This window comes from Nitrosovibrio sp. Nv4, from assembly GCF_900215485.1.
Classification (GTDB): Bacteria; Pseudomonadota; Gammaproteobacteria; order Burkholderiales; family Nitrosomonadaceae; genus Nitrosospira.
The window spans coordinates 919,052-936,169 of sequence record NZ_OCMZ01000001.1; the positions used below are offsets into that span (position 1 = coordinate 919,052).

The 17,118-nt window shown below is 53.6% G+C and carries 10 protein-coding genes; 4 read left to right on the forward strand and 6 right to left on the reverse strand.

Annotated features, from left to right (window positions below):
- Positions 1-6: 6 nt before the first annotated feature.
- Positions 7-1,197, reverse strand: coding sequence for a methionine adenosyltransferase (gene metK / locus CRO05_RS04175; RefSeq protein WP_200814298.1), 1,191 nt, complete (start codon positions 1,195-1,197; stop codon positions 7-9).
- Positions 1,198-4,266: a cation-transporting P-type ATPase gene (locus tag CRO05_RS04180; RefSeq protein ID WP_097065945.1), complete on the reverse strand. Its 3,069-nt coding sequence runs from the start codon at positions 4,264-4,266 to the stop codon at positions 1,198-1,200.
- Between the two features lie 528 nt (positions 4,267-4,794).
- Between CRO05_RS04180 and CRO05_RS04185 the strand changes: the two genes are divergently transcribed.
- Entirely contained in the window at positions 4,795-6,000 is a 1,206-nt protein-coding gene (locus CRO05_RS04185) for an amidohydrolase family protein (RefSeq protein WP_097065946.1), read from the forward strand.
- 234 nt (positions 6,001-6,234) lie between these two features.
- The gene (locus CRO05_RS04190; protein WP_097065947.1) at positions 6,235-8,265 is read left to right on the forward strand and encodes an FAD-dependent oxidoreductase; all 2,031 of its coding nucleotides are present in this window, start codon (positions 6,235-6,237) and stop codon (positions 8,263-8,265) included.
- Positions 8,266-8,502: 237 nt separating this feature from the next.
- On the opposite strand, the gene CRO05_RS04195 is transcribed toward CRO05_RS04190, so the two are convergent.
- Together CRO05_RS04195 and CRO05_RS04200 are read right to left on the reverse strand one after the other, a co-directional pair.
- Complete coding sequence (locus CRO05_RS04195; protein ID WP_097065948.1) at positions 8,503-9,714, reverse strand: ABC transporter permease; 1,212 nt, start codon at positions 9,712-9,714, stop codon at positions 8,503-8,505.
- 9 nt (positions 9,715-9,723) lie between these two features.
- The gene (locus CRO05_RS04200; protein ID WP_097065949.1) at positions 9,724-10,965 is read right to left on the reverse strand and encodes an ABC transporter permease; all 1,242 of its coding nucleotides are present in this window, start codon (positions 10,963-10,965) and stop codon (positions 9,724-9,726) included.
- 668 nt (positions 10,966-11,633) lie between these two features.
- Between CRO05_RS04200 and CRO05_RS04205 the strand changes: the two genes are divergently transcribed.
- Together CRO05_RS04205 and CRO05_RS15800 are read left to right on the forward strand one after the other, a co-directional pair.
- A complete protein-coding gene (locus CRO05_RS04205; protein WP_097065950.1) occupies positions 11,634-12,494 on the forward strand; it encodes a ThiF family adenylyltransferase in 861 nt (286 codons plus the stop codon).
- 654 nt (positions 12,495-13,148) lie between these two features.
- Positions 13,149-14,072: a PEP-CTERM sorting domain-containing protein gene (locus CRO05_RS15800; protein WP_097065951.1), complete on the forward strand. Its 924-nt coding sequence runs from the start codon at positions 13,149-13,151 to the stop codon at positions 14,070-14,072.
- 269 nt (positions 14,073-14,341) lie between these two features.
- Here the strand turns inward: CRO05_RS15800 and CRO05_RS04215 are convergent, their stop codons facing one another.
- Both CRO05_RS04215 and CRO05_RS04220 read right to left on the reverse strand, forming a co-directional pair.
- Positions 14,342-15,139 (reverse strand): long-chain N-acyl amino acid synthase, encoded by a 798-nt coding sequence (locus tag CRO05_RS04215; RefSeq protein ID WP_143860883.1) that lies wholly within the window; start codon positions 15,137-15,139, stop codon positions 14,342-14,344.
- Positions 15,140-15,938: 799 nt separating this feature from the next.
- Positions 15,939-16,997: a hypothetical protein gene (locus tag CRO05_RS04220; RefSeq protein WP_097065953.1), complete on the reverse strand. Its 1,059-nt coding sequence runs from the start codon at positions 16,995-16,997 to the stop codon at positions 15,939-15,941.
- Positions 16,998-17,118: the final 121 nt, after the last annotated feature.

The window sequence follows — 17,118 nt, forward strand, 5'->3', positions numbered from 1 at the left end:
TGTCCGTCAACGGAGCAATCCTGCCTTGTCCGTGGCCTCCCACGGTAGCCCGACATCCATTCTTCCCACCTGACCATATACCGCAAGTCTGCGGTAAAACCCTCCCCGGAACAGTTGCGGCTGATAACGCAGATTGAACACACGGATGATCCCTGCCGGCCGGAAATCGAAATGGGCGTGAATGCGGGCCGCGATTTCCGCGTCAGGTATGCTTCCTGTGCCAAAGCTGTCCACCTGGACGCTTACCGGTCTCGTTATCCCGATCGAATACGCCAGGTGTACCTCGCACGCCTGTGCGAGACCGGCCGCAACCACGTTCTTGGCAGCGTAGCGCGCAGCATAGGCACCCACCCGGTCGATTCGGGACGGGTCCTTGCCGGATAGTGCAGATTCCGAGTGCCGGGAATATTCACCGTAAGTATCGACGGCGTTCTTGCGGCCAGTCATTCCCGAATGCAGTGAAGGTCCTCCATTGACAACCGGTCCGTCCGGGTTGATGAAAACATGGGTACGAGCATCCGGCCGCAACTCCTCAGCCAGGAAGGCGGGCTCGATCACATGCTCATGCAGGTCGTCCCGCAACTTGTCATGGCCCCGTAGAACAGTGCTCCACTGGCTCGCCACCAGAGTAATGGAGTGGATGCGGTGCGGCCTGCCGTCGCGGTACTCCACTCCCACCTGGGTTTTTCCATCCGGGGCCAGATAGGGCAGTTGCTTTTGGAATCGCGCCGCTGCCAGACGACGGGCCAGTTTATGAGAAAGCCAGATAGGCAGCGGCATCATGGCTGCGCTCTGGTTGCAGGCAAAGCCGAAAACATTGGCCTGATTCCTGGCGGTTATGGCTTCCAGCTCTTCCTCTCCCATCTGCCGCTCATCGGGTTGCGGATAAGACAGCGCCGGCAGTTCCATCAGGCTGGTCATGACGGTGCAATCCTTTGCGTTGAAAGCGCCGTGCTCATAGCCGATCTGGCCGATGACCTGCCGCGCTACATCGGGAATATCAATCGAAGCCTGCGAAGCGAAGCGCGCCGCGATAAATAGTATCCCTTTGGATACAGCGCATTCCGCCACCACCCTTGAAAATGGGTCTTGTTGAAGGAACCGGTCGATCAGTGCATCGCTCACCTGGTCGCAAAGCTTATCCGGATGCCCATCGGTAACGGATTCAGAGGTGAACATGAAATCCTTTTTCATCATCTAGACTTCCACTGTAAGGTCGGAGGGCAAAAGCGCCTGACGTCGCTTGCCTTCGAAGGGTTCTTTTCCTTTAGTCGCTCCGTTCATAATAAAGGGCAGTATCGATCCCGCACTTATCACCGCCATATCGGTCAGGCCCGGCAGGGTATTTCCAAGCAGGCTCCTGAGCCCTGGTACAGCGACCGATGCCAATTGCAGTGCAGCCGTTGTGCCCAGCGCCAGGTTGAGGTATGAATTGGGACGTAGTGGTTCATGGCTGACAACGCGGCTCTGGTCGGACCGGCAGTTGTAGGCATGCAGCAGTTGCGCCATCGTCAGGGTCATGAAGGCGACTGTGCTGGCTTGGGGCCCTATCCCATGGCGCGCCACCGCATAGCCGTAACTGGACATGGCGCCTGCGGTCATAGCAAAGGATTCGAATCCGTAGCGCTTGAAATCGGACGAACTCACGATAGGTTCCTGGGGGTCTCTCGGCGCACGGCTTAGAATGTCCGGCTCGGGTGGCTCGACGGCGAGCGCCAGAGCCGGAAAAATGTCGGTCACCAGATTGATCCATAGCAACTGCATGGTGGTGAGCGGTGTACCCAGTCCGGTTCCAATGGAACCCAGCATCATCATGATCTCCGAGAGGTTGGTGGCAGTGAGGAAGTGGACCGATTTGCGGATGTTGTTATATATCGTACGTCCCTCCGAGACCGCTACGATCATGGTGTGCAGGTTATCGTCCTCCAGCACGACGTCAGCCACGTCGCGTGCCACCTCCGTGCCGACGCCGCCCATGGCCACGCCAATGTCGGCAACTTTAAGCGCCGGCCCGTCGTTGATTCCGTCACCGGTCATGGCGGCGACCTTGCCCGCGCGCTGCAGCGCCTGCATGATTTGCAGCTTGTTGGCTGGGCTTACGCGCGAAAAAATGTTGACTTTCTGGACGAGCCCGGTGAGCACCTCTGGATCCAGTTGCTCAAGCCGGGTGGAATCGAGAATGTTCAGTTCCTTGCTGCCGGATAGGCCAAGTTCCTTGCCGATAGCATATGCGGTCGCGCTTTGGTCACCGGTAATCATCACCGTATCTATCCCCGCCTGATGAAACAGGGCGATAAGTTCCTTCACCCCCTGCCGCACGGGGTCCGCCATGCCGGTCAACCCGAGCCAGATGAGATCTTGTGCTGAGGTCTCATCCGCTTCTTGCGCCAGCTCCATATAGGCAAACCCAAGCACACGCAGGGCTTCCCCTGCCATGCGATCATTTTCGATCAGTATGGCGGCGCGCTCGGTTTCCGTGAGTGGAAGACGAACTCCGTCCTTGATCCACCAGCCACATAACTCTAGCACCTCGGCCGGGCTCCCCTTGACCGCGATAAACTTTCTACCCTCTTCCATTACGTGCGTTGTGCGCATGTAATTGTGCTTTTCGGTGCGGTATTCCACTTGCACTCTTGGGTATTGCTGCCGCAGCGCGTCCACCGACACGCCAGCCGCAATTGCCAGATGCACCAATGCAGTCTCGGTTGCGGACCCCTTGAACATATAATCGCCTGCGGCGCCGCTCAACTCCGTCTCGTTGCACAGAACGGCCACGTGCATGAGGCGCAGTAATTCATCGCTCTGATAGGGGTCCATTCTTACCCCGCTGTCGTAAAACGCATCGTTAGCCAGTGTAATGCGGCGCCCGCCGCTATGTAGCGTCAGCACCGACATGCGGTTAAGCGTAATCGTTCCCGTCTTGTCGAGGCAGATCACTTGCATGGCTCCCAAGGTTTCCACGGCGTCCAGGTGGCGCACCAGCACGTGGTGGCGGCGCATATTGCGGATACCCAGCGCCAGGGTGGTGGTGGCGACGGTGGGCAGACCTTCCGGCACTGCCGCAACGGCCAGGGAAATTGAGCTCTTCAGCATCTGCAGCCACCCGTAGCCACGCGCCAGCCCGATCAGGAACACCATTCCGCAGATGCCGACGGATAGCAGCACCATCTGGTTCCCCAAGGTAGCGAGCTGGCGTTGCATAGGTGTATCCGGAGGCCTGGTTTCACCCACCAGCACCTGGATGGTGCCAATCTCGGTTTGACGCCCGGTGGCGACCACTACTGCCAGTCCGCTGCCTCCGGTAACCACCGTGCCCATGTAGACCATGTTGATGCGGTCCCCCAGGGACACATCAGGCTTCTCTAGCGGCTCAACTGCCTTGATGACCGGCAGACTTTCCCCTGTCAGCGCTGACTCGTCTATCATCAGATTGCGCGACTCCAGCAGCCTGGCGTCCGCCGCTACACGACATCCTGGCGCCAGCACCAGGATGTCGCCCGGCACCAGAACTTCAGCCCCTACTTCGCCAAGCTGGGCGTCACGGATCACCAGAGCTTTCTGGGAAGCCGTTTCTCCGAGCGCATTAATCGTTCGTTCCGCCTGGGACTCGGCGACATACCCAGTGCCTGCGTTGATTAGAACTACTCCAAGAATCACGACGGCGTCGGCCAGGCCTCCGGTAGCTACAGAAAGCACGGCGGACATGCCCAGCAAAGCTACCGGCAGGCTCTTGAACTGTCCCAGAAAAATATTCAGCCCGGAGCGGGGCGGTATCCGCGGCAGGCTGTTGGCGCCAAAGCGCCGTAGCTTGAGCTGCACGGAATCCTGACTAAGGCCCCGCTCGCTGGAAGTTTCCAGGTCTGCCAGCACAGCATTGCCAGGCAGCACATGCCAGTTGCCTCCTTCTTGTACCGGAGCCGGGCTGGCGCCACGAGAAGCAACCGGCCATTCGGAGGCAAGTGTGGGCTCCGCCAACACCTGCTCCACCAGGACCGTGATTTCTCCAACTTCCTGCACCGGGTCGAAAACGATCAATAAGCGGCCGGTAAGAATATTCGCGGAGGCCTGCCTGATCCCAGAATGCCTAGCCAATGCAGACTCGATCCTGAGCCTGACCGGCTCGCAGCGATACAAACCCTTGACCTCAAGTCTGGCGCGGCCCTTCACCGACGCATGAATCACGCGCACCAGCCACGGCGACGCAGCCTCTTCCGGCGCGTTCCCGGCAAATGGACTGAATTGCGCATGATTGAAAAGTCCAGGCATTGTCGCGGCAGGGAGCAGCTTGGTTTACAGGACAGTTTCGATGCGCCTACGCATCAGTCACACCTGTAGAGCCTTACCGCTCACACTGCAAATATCAAATATATGAATACAGCTGCTTCTCATCAGACTGGCGGTTTTGCCGCCGCGAACAGAATTTAAAGGCTATTCTTTACTTTTTGTAGGTTAAAACTACATCTTGATCAAGCTGTTTTTTCTTTTTTATTGCCATACCGGCATCGTGAAATTTAAATATTACAACCTTGCGGTTTCATGGATGGAGTTTGATTCGACTTTCGTCGCGTAACATGGGGGGTGACGCTGGCTCGCCCACATAAGATAGAATGCATCGAATTGGCTTGATAATGAGTGCGATGAGCCTCATCTCTCCGCCAATGAGGACAAAATCAGAAGAAAATTCCATGAGATGCGGCACTCCGATTGCCGGAGGGCCCGGATTCGGATTAGTACAGCGTTGACTCCCACAATCTGACTCCTGAGGGATTCTTTGATCCATAACAAGGCTTTTTGATGCATAACGCCGATATACTGTTTCGGAGCGCAAGGCTATCTGATGGAACGCTTTCGTCCATTGTGGTTAAGGATGGAAAGATTGCTTCCATCGAACCTGATGGCAATGAAAAGATTGCGGCGCGCAATGTCATCGATCTCGGCGGGGCGCTGGTTGTCTCCGGTTTTGTCGAGGGTCACATCCATCTTGACACCAGTTTTTACGGGGATGCGTGGAAGCCCCACAAATCATGCACCCACGGCTTCGATGTGCGTGAACGCGTCGAATTCCAGCGCCAGAACATGGCTCAGGCTGCACCGATGGCGGAGCGGGCCCGGAGCCAGCTTGAGCTCTGTATTGCCAACGGATCGACGCATATGCGCAGCCACGTCATGGTGGATGCAAGTGTCGGTCTCGAATCTCTTGAAACCATAGTTGCCGTCCGTGAGGAATATCAAGATTTCATCGATATTCAGCTCGTCGCCTTCCCGCAGAACGGCATTATTGCCTGCCCAAGCACGGCAGAGTTGCTGGACGCGGCCTTTGATACTGGCTGTAACGTTATCGGCGGGCTCGATCCCGCTTCATTCGACAGAGACACCAAAGCGCACCTCGACGTGATTTTCGGTATTGCCCAAAAGCGCGGCGTCGATATCGACATTCACCTTCACGATCCCAATATGCTTGGCATATACGAATTGGAGGAAATTGCTGCCCGCACCCGCGCGCTGGGTATGGAAGGCCACGTTGCTGTCAGCCACGCCTATGCGCTGGGCGAGGTTCCACTCGATGTTGCCAGACGCACCGCGCGGCTCCTTGCTGAAGCCGGCATTGCAATCATGACCAATGCGCCGGGTGATCGTTCCTTTCCACCCATCCTGGAATTGCGCAGAGCTGGCGTTACGGTCTTTAGCGGCAGCGACAATATTCGGGATTCCTGGTGGCCTTACGGCGATGGCGATATGCTGGGCCGGGCAATGATGGTTGGCTATCGCTCAGGCTTCTATACCGACGAGGATCTTCGCGTCGCCTTCGATATCGTGACAGAAGCGGGTGCGAAAGCGCTCGGGTTCACCGATTACGGATTGCGCAAGAACGCAAATGCCGACTTCGTGACGCTCAACGCGGAACATATACCGGAAGCCGTCGTTTCCGTCCCAAAGAATCGCTCAGTATATAAAGCTGGTAAATGCGTTGTCAGGCAAGGTGTGCTTGTCGGAAAATAAGGCAGCGACGGGTGGCTAACCCTTATTCGTGGGATGAGCTACAACGAGTGACAGCGTACCTGACCAAGGGCTCCATTTCATCCCACAAATTCGACCATCCAAGCTCGGCAGCTCCTCAAGCGCCGCAGTGGACAAGCGTGTTGCATCAAAGCGGGATTGCACGGCCGCAATTGCGGAGTCATTGAGATAAAGTTTTCCTCAATCTACAGAACGTCCAGATTTTCGGGAGAAGATATGCCGAACAATGAAACTCATACGCAGGGATCCGAAATATACGATGCCGTAATTGTAGGTGGCGGAATTGCGGGTTTGTATTGTTGTCACGAACTGATCAAAAAGCGTGAATTGCTCAAAATCAACAGTATTCTCCTTCTCGAAGCTTCGAATCGATTTGGAGGTCGCATAGAAACCTGGTCCTTGCTGCGAGCTGACGAAAAACATGGGGAAACCATTGGATTCCAGGATACGTGGGACCCGTGCAATTGGGACTTTGCCAGCGGCAAACCTGATCCTCTTGAACCACAAGGCGATAAGCAATCTCCTTATAGAGGTCCTGCGGAAACGCAGTCAACGGAGGAGAATGGCAATGTTGTAGAAAAGCTATCGAAAATAGAGTATTTCCGCGCTGAATTCGGACCCATGAGAATTGAGCCACGTGACCAGCCTTTATTGCAAAGGCTCCTCGACGAACTGGGAATCAAAGAACCCGTCCCGGGCGAAGCAGAAAGTCTGGATGATTTAGTACCGTTCTCTTCGTATGTGTCGGAAGATCCTATGGAGCCGCGGTTTACCCTGCGCGAAGAAGAGGCCCAGCAGAAAACCCCCTTCGACTTGATGATACTGGCTCTCAGGCGCATATTTGAGCTCGTTGAAGGCATTGAACCTGAAGATAAAAACTCCAAGGCTGTGGAAGAATCAAGGACTTCCGCTGGAAACGCCGCTGGCCCGAAGCTTTCAGGCCCATGGCGTACCGATGCCGCCAATGAGCAGTGGAACAACTTGCATAACGGGGCATTCTTTTACCGTCACTACTGGAAAGGGGAGTTGCTCGAATGGATTCAGAACCTTACTGATGCCGATTTCAAAAAAATTCGCGAGTGCGCCCGCTTTCGGGGCCATTCGCTTTGGGATCTAGGCTTCTGGAACGTTCTCAGTGATGTGTTAAGTCACTATGCAGTAATCAAAATCAGGGATTGGGGAAGTTATTATCACTTTGTACATGAAAATCTGAATGCAGCGGAGTGGATAATTTTCTGGCTTAGGGCGATTCGTAGCACGGGATCGCTGCGCGGCATTCGCGGGGGAATGAGCCGGATCATATGGAAACTTCTGGAGAGGCTGCACCAGGAAAGAAAAGATAATCCCGGGTTATGCATTCAGAAAGGCAGGAAAGTACTAAGCCTTCAATCGAATGGCGGAGAGATCGATGTCATTGTCGAGAATGAGAAAAATGTCGTCAAGGCACGGCGGGTTATTCTTGCTTTGCCCAAGCAACCACTCGAAGAAATGTCCTGGAATGGACGTCCGCCGCAAGGAACTCTCAAAGAATCGCTGAACGCCGTCGCTTGCCTTCCGCTATTGAAGTGCTTCTTCGTTATCGAAAGACCCTGGTGGGAAGACAACAGACCGCTTAACCGCAATGCTGCGGATATACCGACACGAGAGTTGCTATACGTAAAAAGCAGCGACGGGACAAAAGGACTGATCATGGTCTATACAGATCGTCCGGCGATCACATTCTGGTCCGATTACCTGAGAACAAGGGATTCCAACCAAGCTCAGCCCAATCAAGAGCCGTCGGAAGCTCCTCAGCTTGAAAGCCAGGAAATAGCCAGAACCTGGTTTTTGAAGCTGGAAAAGGAATCTTTCCAGTCAGACGGGCCGCAGGAATCGTATTTTAATGAGGAAAACGCTCTCATCGTGAAAGAGCCGGGTTATCCTCGATTGTGGCAGCGCTTTGTACAGTTTGCGAGGGATTATGAGCACCATGATTTTACCGAGGACCGCCTCCTCGCATGCGGCATGCGGGACTGGGGCAAGAAACCCTTTGGCGCGGCTGCTCACGGATGGCTGCCAGGCGTAATGTCCTGGAAACATATTGAGTTCCTCGAGGCATTTTCCCTGCATCAGGATACATCAGGAATAAAAAATATCCATGTCTGCGGCGAAGCATTTTCGGACTATCAGGGCTTTATCGAGGGTTCGCTTCGATCCGCAAGACGTGTTCTACGTATCATTGAGCAGCAGGCAAAGTCGGTAGGCTGAGCAGGATAATTTCCGTTTCTTTGGGTTGAGCTCTGTCAGGTCACGATATTTACCGGGACATTTCGCAGGTGAATGCTTGAACTTGCACTGGTTCGATACATTGGAAGAGGCCAAGGCGATTATCGAAACCTGGAGACGAAATTACAGCGAGAGCGTCCTCGCATGACTCTCTATGTCCGGCAGAGGCATAACGCTCTCCTGTATCGCTCACTACTTTCCTGTGGCAGCATATGGAAATCAAAAATTCTGCCGGAGCGCCTCGACGGGTTGCGTCCGGGAAACATGCCTTGCCGGAAGCATTGCTGCCAGAGTGGTCGCCGTAATGCCGATGGCAAACGACATAAACAAGACGGAGGGGATAATCTGGATGTGGGCCGTATAGCCCACGTTAGCGTTCGGGGGCGGGGGCATCGGTATGCCGATCGCAGAGATAGCGAGCGCCAGCGCCACACCGAGCACGAGCCCGAGACTGCTGCCGATCAAACCGAGTAGTGCACTTTCGACTACGATCAACCGAAATATCTGGCTTCGACGGTTCCCAAGCGCCATCATCGTGCCAAACTCTCCGGTCCGCTCAAAGATACTCATGTTCACACTGTTGGCAACACTCAGCAGAACCATGAGAAGAATGATCAGTTGCAAAACGCCGAACTGGCCTTTATACAGCTCTACAGTTTTTTCGTAGAAATCGTTAAGTTCAACCCAGGTCTTAACCTCCAGGCCCAGAGCGCCAAGTTGTTCCTTCAGGCGGGTAGCGGCCCGATCGGTGTTCTCAGTTTTGTTCAGGGAAATCACGAGCGCGTTCACCCCCTCAGTGCCGAGCAATTCCTGAGCCGCGGCAAGAGGGATTTTTATCGCCCGCGCATCGTAATCGTTGGAGAAGCTCTGAAATACGCCAATTACTTCCAGGTCAATGCTGTTCAACGCGCCCTCAAGGGCATTTGCAAGCAGCGTCACGTGATCGCCAGGTTTCAATTTCAATACCCCTGCGACACCCTCGCCTAGCACGACGCCAAACGCATCCTTGTCATCCAGTTGACGCCCCGCGATGATCGAAACAGAGCTTCCGAGCACAGCCTCTTGCTTTGCTTCCACTCCTTCGCCGATGATGGGCAAATCGCTGCGGCCGTTATTGAGCAGTCCCGAGAAGTTGAGGCGCGCCATCACAGCGGCAACATCCGGGTCGGCGGCGATGCGGTCTTTAATTTCATCAGGTGTTCCGATCAGATACTTCTCCGGAGCGCGCGTTCCCTCGGCGAAAAACCCCTTTTTATAGACCTGTAAATGTCCCGATTGTGAGTGAATGAGGGCTTCGGATAGCTGCACGAAAACATCGTTCACCCAGCCGCCAGCAAGGATAAGCCCCGCCACCCCGCCAACGATGGCCGCCAGCGTCGTCGCAGTATGGGATTTTTGGCGAAAAACGTTGCGTAATGCGAGTTTGAACATGATTCAGGATCAGCGGTTATGCCGTAAGGCATCGACGATCTGCATCCTTGACGCGCGCCAGGCCGGGTAAATGCTGGCGACCAGCGTTGTACCGACGGCGAGCGCGAGCGATTCCAGTGCTATGTTCCAGGTAACGAGAATCTGTCCCGTGTAGCCCCGTGCCATGCCCGGTGGCGGCGGCATGGGAACCCCAATACTGGAGATTATATGGGCGAATAACACTCCCAGCAGCAAACCGATCATGCCGCCAAGACAGCCGATGAGAACTCCTTCACTCACGAACAAACGCATTATACCCATGCGCTTCACGCCGAGCGCCATGGCAGTGCCGATTTCCCCGATCCGCTCCATTACACTCATGGTCATCGTATTGGTGATGCTGAGAAGGATGATAACGGCGATAATCAGTCTGATGCCATAAACTTGTTTGGTAAACAGCGTTACGGTCTTGTTGTAAAAATCCGCAAGCGCATGCCAGGGAACAATCTCTAAGTTGTTCTTTTCCAGTTTAGCGCGCAACTTTGCGAGCATGCTGTCGGTTTGTGCGGTGTCGTTCAGCAATATCACCCAGACATGAGATCCTTTGGTGCGGAGCAAATGTCGCGCCGTTTCGATAGGCATGCGAATAGCGGCATCGTCATAAGCCTTGGTTACCGTGGAGAAGAGGCCACGGATAGTAACCTCTACCGCATTGGTTCCTCTCGATGCGGTTGTCGCCAATAGCACGACCTGGTCGCCGACATTGACGCCGAGATTGCGTGCAAGGCCTTCGCCGACGATGATACTCCGGGGATCATCAGCAGAAAGGTTTCGGCCCGCCGAGATTTGCAGCGCGTTACCGAACGCCTCCTGTTCTTGGGGGCTGACCCCGTCGCCAATGAATGAGATTGTCGATTCGTCATGGCTGATCAGACCACTGAAGGAGATCCGCGGGGCCACGGTTTTTATTGGCTGTGGTTCATATGACGTTTTCAGTTCAGGTATGATATCGGGAAGTAGAAATGCATAGGGATCGGCTTTCCCTGCCTCATGATAGCCCGGGCGGACGATTTGCAGATGACCCAGATGTGATTTGATGGTGGATTCTCGAAAGTCCAGAAAAATCCACTCGATAAAACCGTTCGCCAGAATGAGTGCCGTAATTCCAAACGCAACAGCTCCTATCGCGATGACGCTGCGGCGTTTTTGACGCACGATATTGCGAAACGCCAATTTAAGGTCGAGCCAGAATATTCTCACTAACGACGTCATTTTGCCCATCGCCCGCATTAGCGGTCGTGCTGGAATTTACCCGAAGGAGGATTGATTTCCGAGTGCTGCGCAACACCCTATTTGCAGTTGTGCCTTATGGAGAGGTTGGGCGCGGCACGCTGCCATGTGCCGCGGCAAGAAGTTTGCGACGCTCTTGCTTTTGTTGTCATTGTACACCCCCGAGACTGTATGCTGTTCTTCCGCAATGCATCTTCCGGAAGAGTGATTGAATGAATACATACCATGATAACGGACTCAGCCTGCCTCGACTTTATTGCAGGAGTTCACTTGTTTTGTACCGGTTGTCGAATTAAGATTTTGCGTCGTTTTCCCCACCAGCCATTGTCGCGTTGACCCGCCATCCTGTTGGGCGTATATTCGAGTTGAGAAGGTTCTTAAAGGTTGTCGTCGCGCGAAGGGGAACCCGATTCCGCAGCCCCCATAGGCGGAATATATCCGGGCCGGCCACCGTGCTTATGGCCCCTTTTCTTTGACAGCTCAAGTGCTCCAGTATTATTTAGAGAAGCCGTTCCCTTCGCAAGCCCGTGTGACCCCATCGATGGATTTTAAGGAAGATCGCGTTTAACCGGACGGATTGGAAAATCCGCAGGTTCACAGCCGCGTCAATGTACCGCAAGGATTCGTCATGAAACATTCGGTTTAATGGCATGCAACCCTTTATATATGATGAGGCCTTTTCTCGAAATATCGGCTGGCTGACCCGGCGGGAGCAGGACGAACTACGCGACAAACGGGTAGCGATTGCAGGTATGGGAGGCGTGGGCGGAATTCATCTTCTGACCCTTTGCAGACTAGGTATAGGTAAATTTCATCTGGCTGATTTTGATACTTACGATCTGGCCAATTTCAATCGTCAGACTGGGGCGGCCCTTAGTACGTTGGGCCAACATAAGCTGGACGTCATGATTCGGCAGGCGGAGGACATCAACCCCGAACTGGATATCAGGGGATTCCCCGAGGGGGTGACAGCCGACAATCTGGATGAATTTCTGGATGGAGTGGATATTTACATTGACGGGCTGGATTTCTTCGCTTTCCAGGCTCGACAGCAGGTATTTGCCGCTTGTGCCGCAAAAGGTGTGCCTGCAGTGACTGCGGCCCCACTGGGTATGGGTACGGCGGTGCTCAATTTTTTGCCGGGCGGTATGAGTTTTAAGGATTATTTTCGTCTGGACGACGGTACAGAGGCAGAAAAACCCGTCCGTTTTCTCATGGGATTGGCGCCGGCCCGGTTGCAAATGAGCTACCTCGCCGATCCTTCCACGGTCGATCTGGCAAGACGCAAGGGTCCCTCCACGATCATGGCCTGTCAGTTTTGCGCTGGCGCCGCAGCGACTGAAGCCATGAAAATTCTCCTTGGGCGCGGCCCTGTCCGGGTCGCACCCAAGGGCTACCATTTCGATGGATATCTCAACAAACTGGCACTTACCTGGCGACCGGGGGGAAACCGCAATCCCCTGAATCGCCTTGCGATTGCCATCGCCTGTCATAAGCTCGGCCTGAGCTGACATGATACGCCGAGGGAGCAGCAGCCCGATTTCATCCTCTCAAGAACGTCATCTTGCCACCTGAGCTGATACCAGAGTCAAATTTCCGCTTGTCTGGCTAAAATCACCTTCTCTGCGCCTGCTAGCGCCGAGACTAAACTTCTCCTCCGGAGGAAATACGAACGCTCGTGCTATTACCGGATGTCGAGAAATCTTACAGTTCTACCGGCCATTTCTTGACGTCTCCGTCAAAATTACACTCCCAGCTCAACACGGCCCAACTGGATACGTATGCCATGTAATCGGATTGGCGGTTTTCAGCCTATGGAAGAACTCTCAGCCCCAAAACAGTCATAGATGGACTTTAGCCGAGCCTCTCCGGTTGCCAACTACCCTTGGCAAAATATCGCGCTGTACGCAGGCAGGCTCTCCCCCTGCGTGGGGAAAGCCTCTCTGTCGAATTATTTTACATATCTTTACCTGTGAGCCAGCATGAATAGAAGCTCATGTTGTGATATCAATATTTATATCTTTATATACAAGTAATTAGGACGTGCTCCCTCCAGTTATGGCACGACTTGTGCTTCAAATAAATCGACGGATGCCGATGCTTTGGGCTTCTTTCTGCAAAATTGTAAAAATACTAACGCGGTTTAATCTTTATAGGGATAGATCATGGACACGAAACTGAAACCGATTGTTGCTGCGCTGGGGCTGGGGCTGGCCCTTCTCTCCGGGCCATCAGCCGCCGTCGTAACCCTTTATAGCCCCCTCACCGGCTTCGAAGATGATAATATAGACTTTCTCCTGGACGCCAATAATACGCCAGACGTCTTTGATGTCGGTGACACCCTGCTCTCCGTTTTTGAGATTACCCAGACTTTTGATGTCACTGGCAGTGACAGCACTCTTATTTTTCCTCAAGAGCTGACTGGCGTCGCTGCGGTTACGCTCCTTCGCTTTGATGATCTGGATGGCGTGGGTGGCAACAATGATATGGTCTTTGGCGCCTATGCCCCCGGCTTGAACTCGCTTCTTCCCGGCAATGTTGTGACAGGAGGTGGAGCAGGCGGCGGCGCGGTAGCCGCTTTGTGGCTGGACGATACGCCGAATCTTAGTACCTTGGGTGCCACAGACTGTACCAGCCAGGCAGACTGCATTGCGAAGGCGACTGACGGCAGTCTGTTCGAGGTTGATGGCTTTTCCGCAGCCGACGGCGATGAATTCTGGATTGCCTTGAATGCCCAGACCAGTGTCCCTATCGTCGCCGGGGGGTCATCTAGCGCCGATTTTGCGGCAGTCAATTTTGGCCTCAGTATCCTAGATGGCGGACCGAACACATATGGATTGCAGGACTGCTCCGGCCTCTCTCCTTTTTGCGCCAACGCAGCGCTTGATCCCGACAACGGTCCTCTGGATAACATGATCGGCGTCCTTGGTTCCGGCTCTGTTTTGGGTGGTGACGGCTTGACAAATGGCGCCTTTGCTCATAGCGATTTTGACTTCCAGAAAGCTCCTGGTGAAATCCCCGAACCGGCAACGCTCGCTCTGCTGGGTCTGGGCCTGCTGGGTATGGGCGCCGTGCGTAGAAGGGTGTGAGAATATGCTGAGACATGCGGGTCAACTGTATAAAAAGCCCCCTCATGAGGGGGCTTTTTATGGATTGCTCCGGATGAATTCTGACAAAGAAGTTACGCAGGACAACGGCTCAGGTTGAAAGCCATGTGTACTTATTTTTATTTCCAGGCCGGTTTCTTTCCGATACGTTCTCCGGAAATCATTCCACCTCAACAGTCAAAATTAAGTGAGTCAACTGACAAGCAATCAGGCTGTGATCAGTTTACATCGGCCGAGAGCCAGTCACTCAGCTAATGCGTTGCCAGAGAGTGGCGCATGAGGTTATTGGCTACCCTATGTTCCTCCGTCTTAGTGAGAAAATAGGCGTAGAGGGATCTTTGCCTGGGGTCAGGGGAGCCCGCCAGGGACAAAATCTGGGTATCCACATAATCAAGCTCCAGATGCAACAGCACAGCTGGTGCATTGACGCGCTGACAGGTGCGTGTTTCACCAATCTGCCGAAATCCCAATATGCGTTTATAATATCCCTTGTGGCGCGGGTTAATTTCGATAACGAAATCTGTGGCCTTGCGAACGATACGCCCATAGATATAAGCGAGATTGAATAGAGAAGCAAGTAGCTCTTTTGAGCTGTGAACAGGATCTATTGCAAGCTTTGACAACTCACAGACTTTTCGGTCTTTTGCGCGGAGGGTTTTGAGCTCCTGTTCGTAAAGCGTATCAACCAGCAGCCCTTCCTTCGAATCGACACCTATCGTAAGCGTGCCGGCGAGATCCTGTCCGATGGATGCCTCAAGCGTTAGCTGGTTCGGATTATGTGAAGAAATGGCTGAACCCTCGGTATGATATCCACGCCAGGAGTACATGCTCTTGACCAGCTTGTTCACGAGGCTGCATTGCCGGGGTGAGTTCGCCAGACAGATACTGTAGTTACCTTGTCTCAAAATGCATTTGGTGTCGGAAATTCCAGCGAGACTTCCTTCATTCTTAAGGGGCAGCGGGCGTGAAGTGGAATGGATAGCTTCTTTGACGGAGGAGGGGAAATGAGGTCTTGCAAAGCGAATATTTTCGTCGTTGTATAAGTGCATGATTTATGTCCCTGAGGTTTAGTTGGATTGATTCAAACTCTGAATGCAATACCCCTGGCGGATATGGGGATATAGGCGCGCCCTCCGCGATGGAATGACTTTCGCTAAACGTAGTATGAAAACTGGTCAAATGGGACGAATGGTAGGCCCATATTTGCTTGAGATTGAGTCACTTGTTGGGAGAAACTGCTGCGTTTAGCAAGATAATTTATTGGGCGAACTTGCGCTTGTCTTAGCCCAAAGCACAAAGCATGCCAGTGCTTTTTTATCCGCATAATCATGCGTTCGCGGCAATACGGACCTCCCAGAGTGTCGCCAAACCAGCCAAGTTTCTCCCCCTGTTTCCTTAACTACTTGTTTTTTAAAAGAGTTAATGTGTTGCCAAAAAGAGACAAAAATCAAGATAGCAGCTGGGGTTCGTTGATGAAGGATTGCAAATTGAGATGAGTCGAAAGCATGACAACGTCAATTGGAGAGGTATGAATGCGGGGGGAAACATATGGCTACTTCCGCTATAGACAGCGAGAGCGCGAGCCCGAAAATGGGGTGTCAAGTTTGGGCGCTCGACGCGTGAAGTCTCCCATCTCGCATGACTACAGGTAGCCGATCTACTGGCGGACGCCGCGATAGATTATCTGCTTTGGGCGTATCTTAACAAACTGACGGTTTAGCTGATAACCGGATAACGGGCAATCGTATCGCTATTCGCCATTTGGAATTTTGGGTCAGGCAAAATGGAAGCACAGAGAACGGCGTTCTAGTGGAAGTACCTCAGTGATGTTCATCCAAGGCTGAGCGGCTAGATGGAGGTGGCATCCATGAATACGGATTCGAGCGGCAATCTTCTCGACCGTACCGGCTCGGTTTTCGGGTAGCCGACGCGCATGATCATGTGTAGCATTTCATCGGACTGTAATGCCAGCAGCTCACGTATTTCCTCTTCTACTTCGGAAATCTTTGTTTCAAAACCCGGGGCTGCCGTTCCTTCCCGGAAGCGGTTGATCTGGTCGGACACGACATAGTAGGGATGTACAGCAATGCCTTGTTCGTTGAGATCCACCCAGAGGCGTGTCATAAGGCGCCCGCCATCGATAATGCTCCGCGGATCACTGCGGCGGCCAATTATGCAGAGCAACGCCGGCGCCTCGGCAAGCAGGGAAACTTCCGAGCGCGCCAGCAGTTTGTATAAACCCAGACCATTTAGCGCTGACATTCTTTTCCAGTCCGAGATAAATTTAAAAAAAAACTTCCCGCCGGGCGGCAGGGCTAAGCTTTCGATATCAAGTCCGTCGCCCCGTGCAATGTCTTCCGGCGTGAAACGCAGGCTGTTGATCAGCCATTCGTGCAGTTTTGGGTTGCAAAAGCGTGCTTCCGAGCAAATTCGAACAAGCCGAATCAGCCGGGATTTTTCTGCGAGATCGATCAGGCAGGATGCCCGATTATCGTTTTCCCTGTAATTTCCAAGTTCGCGAAAAAGATTGGCAGGCAAGGCGTCAGCGCGAAAAGCAAACCTGTTTGTGTGGCGTAATGAGAGAGCCTGGGGAGATGCGAAGTTCGTGGAAGTGCCGCTGAGTGCGACCGAAGCGTAGGGTTGTCCAAGAGCCGGATTGGAAGGCCACTGCCATTGGAAGGAGACCGGGTTGGCATTCAACGCAACTTGTATGTATTCAACTACCGCCCCTACTGCCAGTAAGGTCGCGTGGCTCTCCGCCGCAAACAGGTTATGTGTTTTATCGCGTAGCGCATACCTGATGGCTAATTCTGTTCCGTTCCAGCCCAACGTCCAAGGTTGGGAATTGTCAGCCGAGGGGGCCCGTGCAGCGGCAGCAGCCAGTTTCTTTATCCAATCAATGTCCATAAACGACGGATGGCCAGCAGCAATTCAAAATAGCAAACAGGTAGTTCTTGAATATAACACGAGAGGGTTTCAGTTATGGATGGAAGTTCGGTCTTCCAAAAAACTCATCTCTTTCGTTGAT

What these genes read in the sequence shown, in the direction of transcription:
- metK (WP_200814298.1), bottom strand. Translation starts at nt 1,197, where the DNA reads ATGATGAAAAAGGATTTCATGTTCACCTCTGAATCCGTTACCGATGGG.
- CRO05_RS04180 (WP_097065945.1), bottom strand. Translation starts at nt 4,266, where the DNA reads ATGCCTGGACTTTTCAATCATGCGCAATTCAGTCCATTTGCCGGGAAC.
- CRO05_RS04185 (WP_097065946.1), top strand. Translation starts at nt 4,795, where the DNA reads ATGCATAACGCCGATATACTGTTTCGGAGCGCAAGGCTATCTGATGGA.
- CRO05_RS04190 (WP_097065947.1), top strand. Translation starts at nt 6,235, where the DNA reads ATGCCGAACAATGAAACTCATACGCAGGGATCCGAAATATACGATGCC.
- CRO05_RS04195 (WP_097065948.1), bottom strand. Translation starts at nt 9,714, where the DNA reads ATGTTCAAACTCGCATTACGCAACGTTTTTCGCCAAAAATCCCATACT.
- CRO05_RS04200 (WP_097065949.1), bottom strand. Translation starts at nt 10,965, where the DNA reads ATGACGTCGTTAGTGAGAATATTCTGGCTCGACCTTAAATTGGCGTTT.
- CRO05_RS04205 (WP_097065950.1), top strand. Translation starts at nt 11,634, where the DNA reads ATGCAACCCTTTATATATGATGAGGCCTTTTCTCGAAATATCGGCTGG.
- CRO05_RS15800 (WP_097065951.1), top strand. Translation starts at nt 13,149, where the DNA reads ATGGACACGAAACTGAAACCGATTGTTGCTGCGCTGGGGCTGGGGCTG.
- CRO05_RS04215 (WP_143860883.1), bottom strand. Translation starts at nt 15,139, where the DNA reads ATGCACTTATACAACGACGAAAATATTCGCTTTGCAAGACCTCATTTC.
- CRO05_RS04220 (WP_097065953.1), bottom strand. Translation starts at nt 16,997, where the DNA reads ATGGACATTGATTGGATAAAGAAACTGGCTGCTGCCGCTGCACGGGCC.